General features: G+C 64.2%; 5 protein-coding genes. 1 reads left to right on the forward strand and 4 read right to left on the reverse strand.

What is annotated here, in order from left to right; genetic code table 11:
* Positions 1 to 564 precede the first annotated feature (564 nt).
* The gene (locus tag EP26_RS37080; RefSeq protein ID WP_211259621.1) at positions 565 to 711 is read right to left on the reverse strand and encodes a hypothetical protein; all 147 of its coding nucleotides are present in this window, start codon (positions 709 to 711) and stop codon (positions 565 to 567) included.
* 3 nt (positions 712 to 714) lie between these two features.
* Positions 715 to 1,458, reverse strand: a complete 744-nt coding sequence (locus EP26_RS29955) for a transposase (RefSeq protein WP_211259622.1) — start codon at positions 1,456 to 1,458, stop codon at positions 715 to 717.
* A 629-nt stretch (positions 1,459 to 2,087) separates the two neighbouring features.
* Here EP26_RS29955 and EP26_RS29960 point away from each other — a divergent pair.
* Positions 2,088 to 2,890, forward strand: a protein-coding gene (locus EP26_RS29960) for an IS5 family transposase (protein WP_408735128.1) whose coding sequence is annotated in 2 segments (ribosomal slippage) — positions 2,088 to 2,430 and positions 2,430 to 2,890 — 804 coding nt in all. Because the reading frame shifts where the segments join, the coding sequence is not laid out codon by codon here.
* 24 nt (positions 2,891 to 2,914) lie between these two features.
* Here the strand turns inward: EP26_RS29960 and EP26_RS29965 are convergent.
* Together EP26_RS29965 and EP26_RS29970 are read right to left on the reverse strand one after the other, a co-directional pair.
* Positions 2,915 to 3,277, reverse strand: coding sequence for a hypothetical protein (locus EP26_RS29965; protein ID WP_043344949.1), 363 nt, complete (start codon positions 3,275 to 3,277; stop codon positions 2,915 to 2,917).
* Between the two features lie 644 nt (positions 3,278 to 3,921).
* Positions 3,922 to 4,205: transposase (locus EP26_RS29970; protein ID WP_043344950.1), on the reverse strand; the 284-nt coding region annotated here is incomplete at its 5' end.

Here is a 4,205-nt window from a genome sequence, read left to right on the forward strand (position 1 = left end):
GTAAGTCGGCGGTGTCGGTCTGCTCATGCCGTCCAGCTATCACGCTGGATTCACGAGATGAATCCCCCTCAGGCCATTTGTGCAACAGAGCCTATCCACAGGCCGATTGCGGCAACGCCGGTTCACCTGGGTAAGCGGACGACGCGTCTCTGGCGTGCATGCCGTTGTCAAAGACAACCAAGGCTTGGTGGTATGGCTCCGGCAGCGGACGCATGCTGTCCAGGCGGCGGACAGGGAAGGGGACCGATCGCAGGCGCGCGGCCCCCCGTTTTTCGTCCTGCGCGCGGGCTCTGCCCGCCGCACCTTCTGCGCTACAGAGGCGGGCCGCCCATCGGCTGGGGGGTCTCCGGGCGGCCCTTTCAGTTGAATGGCAAAGGGGGGTGAGCCATGCAGCTGCCCCTGACTGTATGGCACCGGTGGAGATGCCATACAGTTAAACAATGCTACTGCGCCGGTTCTGTTGCGCCGTTAGTTGGAGATGACGGCAACCCTGGGCGACTTGCAGGAAGTAGGGTTATCGCAAAGTATGAAGGTTCGGTAAGACGCTGTACGCGAATAAACCCCTTACTGCTCCTGGGTTTGGGCGACGATCCGCCGCGAGATGATGGAGATCATTGCAATCCAGATGTGCCCGGCAAAGAGGTCTGCGGCGCGGTCGTAGACGATGTTGAGGCGCCGGTAGCGGCTGAGCCAGGCGAACAGCCGCTCCACCACCTACCTGATCCCGTTTGGCAGGAAGCGCCCGTCCCGCGTGCCGCCCGGCGAGACGGAGACATGGATGTCATGCTCCAGTGCCGCTGTGGCGAAGGGCGCGCCCTTGAAGCCGCTGTCGCCGAGTAGGTCACCTTCGAAGCCGAGCGCGGCTAGCCGCGGCAGCATCGGCAGAACGCCCGCGCGATCGTCCGTGTTGGCCGGCTGCAGTTCGAGATCGAGCAGCGAGCCGTGCTTGTCGCAGACCGCGAACAGCTTCACTCCCAAGACCTGCTTGCCGCCATCGATGCCGCGCACCCAGGCGGTTGGGGCTGACCGGAGAGAGCGGCTGTCGGCCACCACCGCCGAGGGCAGCACCTCATCGCCGCAGGCCAGCCGCCAATCGAACGCGAGACGTTGGCCCAGCCGGCGCCACAGCCCGAGCCGGGTCCAGCGCGCAAAGCTGCTGTGCAGGGTGGTGAAGGGAACACCCGAGAGCCAGCCGGCGACGCGCCACTGAAGGCCGCCGAAGGTCAACGTCCAAATCAGTCCGATCAGGCGCCGTCGCAGGGTCAGGTCCGGCTTTCGGCCGCGGCGGTGCACGCCGATCCGCTCGTGATCCATGGCCTCCAACTCAGCCTCGACTGCGAGGACGAAGACCTCGATGTCGGCCAGGGCGTTCCAGCCGTCACCACGGCTGGGTCGGGGAACACGGCGGTCGGAAGGCGGAGGCAGGTCGGCATTGCTGCGTAGGCTGGTGCGAGACATCGGCCCAACATGGTGAGGCTGAGCCGGCGCACTGCCCTACGTGTCGAAACCGACCTGAAAGACCCGGCTTATTTCGCGTTCAGACTCTAACTGGGCAGCCGCTCCTCATCGAGCCACAGGTCAATCAGCGGCGTGATAGTCCCGGCGGCGCTGAAGAAGTAGCGGTCAATGCGTGGCCGTCGAGCTTGAGCCGGCAGACATGGGCGCCTTTCTGACAGCCAATGATAGCGCCGGGGTGCCTGTAAGACGGGCCGTCGAGCCGGTGGCGCATCCCCCCCGATGCTTACCTGTGACGAATGGCCGCTCCATCCCTAAGGAGCGAACCAGTATCATGGCCTATGGCGCTCGCCAGACGGGTAACCGGGGCAAAATCCTGGACACGACTGGCTGGCCAGGTCGGGGCGACGGCTGCACGGCCGAGATCCGCGAGCGGCGGGATGGGTAAGGCGCCTGACACATGCAGATGGTCACCGAGGTAGCGGCAGAACGAGATACCGAGCTTGCGGCAGGTCTTCGGGACGCCGAGGGCAGGGATGACCAACTAACGCAGCGATGACGGGGTGGATTGCGAGTTTGCAGGTGAAGTCTAAGGCCTGTTAGAGCTTGAATGGTATTCCCATATTCGGGGCATGACGGACAGGAACGGGTGCGAGGTTTTCACCGACGCGGCGTGGGCGGTCTGGGAGCCGCTGATCGAGGAGGTGCGGCCGCAGGGGAAGACGCCACCGAAGGAGGTGCGGCGGACCATCTCAGCGATCTTCTGGCGGCACCAGAACGGCGCCAAGTGGCGCAGCATCCCGGCAGAGCTTGGCCCGTGGTGGCTGGCGGCGCAGTTGTTCATCCGCTGGGCCAAGCAGGGTGTCTGGGAGCGCCTGCTGGACTTGGTGCAGCAGCGCGGGATCGCGCTTGGCATGACCTTTATCGATGGCACCAACATCCGCGCCCACCAGAAAGCGGCGGGGGCAAAAAAGGGGGATGCAATGGCCAAGAGCGAGATCTGCGCGAGGCGCTTGGCCGCTCTCGCGGTGGCTACGGCACCAAGGCCTGCGTGATCGCCGATGGCCGTGGCCGGGCGGTGGCCTTCGCGCTCGCGCCTGGCCAGGCGCACGAACTGCCCATGGCGCCGGGTCTGCTCGGCTGCTTGCCAGACGTACCCGGCTGGATCGTCGGCGACCGCGGTTTTGCCTCCGACGCCTTCCGCGAGCGCATCTGGGCCATGGGCGCGCGGCCTGCGATCCCGCCCCGGCGCACCGACGCGCCGGTGGCCTGCCCGGACTGGATCTACGCCAACCGCCACCTGGTCGAGAACCTTTGGGCCCGCCTGAAAGAGTGGCGCGCCGTTGCCACCCGCTACGAGAAAACCGCGCGCTCCTTCCTTGGCGTGCTCTGCCTCGCCGCAACAGCCGATTGGATCAAAGTTATCAAGTTCTAACAGGCCTTAGCCCTACCAGGGCAGTCAGGGTCTGATCAGAACCGATTTCAGCGGCCAGGGAACAGTCTCTTCCTCCACAAAGAAGTCGACATCTCCTTCGTCCTCCCCATCCCAAGCTCGTGCCAGGACCGAGGCGATCACTGATAGCCATCCCGACGCTCCCAGCGCTGCCGTGATATGGACGCACAGTGTTCCTCGTTCATCGTGCAGGCGGAGGACGTGTTGCGTCCAGATCTGCTCACCTTCGCTGCCTACCCCCTCAACAGCCTCCCCGGTAATGATCCGGAGCAACTCCCGCGCCCGCCCATCGGTCCGGATCAGCCGTGCAACACGCCAAGGCTCCTCCGCCGTATTGTAGGTAGTGAACTTAGGTTCGATCGGGATCATGGACGCGTTCCTGCCATGTGCCCGTGTGAGGGCTCTCGGTCTGTTCCGAGACTGAGCTGATCTGTGAAATCAATCATAGGTTGTGGTATATCTACATAATTCTCGCCTGTGAGGAAAGGCGCCATGTGCCTCGCCGATCCTCTTTCCTGTCTGGCTATCGGCCTCCACCGTACGTGGCGCCTATCAGGAACAGGGCTGCCCGGCGGGTACTAGGTGGAGGAGATCGCCTTGGGGGCCGTAGAAGCACAAGCGATGGGCCGACACCTGCGCTGTGTTTTTCCCATCCGCTGCCACGGGCACAGTTGCTTCTACCCGCGCGAGCACCGGCACTGCCCCGCCGAACGCCCCGAAAACCAGCACCGCGGCAAGGAGGGCGCTAATCCCGGTCGCGGCGGCGTAGAAAACTCGCGGGCGGTTGCCGCTGTCCGCGAGGGTTGAAACGTTGCCGGGCACCAGTGCTGTTCCTGTTTGGGCGATGATGCCCTGAGTTTATGATGCCTCATGGTTGTGAATTATTAACGGACCGGCAGTGTGGCGTCCGCAGACTGGGGAGGGAAGCCAGTGTGTTCCCACCGGGCCTAGCCCGGGGTGATCTGCCGAAGGTACGGGGGTTCGGCATTGGCGTTCTAAGAGTCCATCCGGGATCATTCTGTTCTCTGACATAGCCTTCGAAGCATACGTCGGACGGAGGCCCATTGCAGGAAGGCAAGCGCGCGACGGTTCAGGCACTCCCAATCCTTGGCCAATCGTCGGCAGCGGTTGAGCCAGGCGATGGTGCGCTCGACGATCCAGCGCTTCGGCAGCACGACGAACTTGCGTAACTCGGATCGCTTGACGATCTCCAGGTTGATGTGGCGGCAGGTCGCGCGCAGCCCGGCCTGGAAGTTGGCGCCCTGGTACCCGCCATCGGCGTAGAGCTTCAGCAGGA

It is taken from the genome of Belnapia moabensis DSM 16746, assembly GCF_000745835.1.
In the GTDB taxonomy this organism is placed as follows: Bacteria; Pseudomonadota; Alphaproteobacteria; order Acetobacterales; family Acetobacteraceae; genus Belnapia; species Belnapia moabensis.

Excerpts from the sequence above, each read along its gene's own strand:
- EP26_RS29955 (WP_211259622.1), bottom strand. The coding sequence starts at position 1,458 with ATGTCTCGCACCAGCCTACGCAGCAATGCCGACCTGCCTCCGCCTTCC.
- EP26_RS29965 (WP_043344949.1), bottom strand. The coding sequence starts at position 3,277 with ATGATCCCGATCGAACCTAAGTTCACTACCTACAATACGGCGGAGGAG.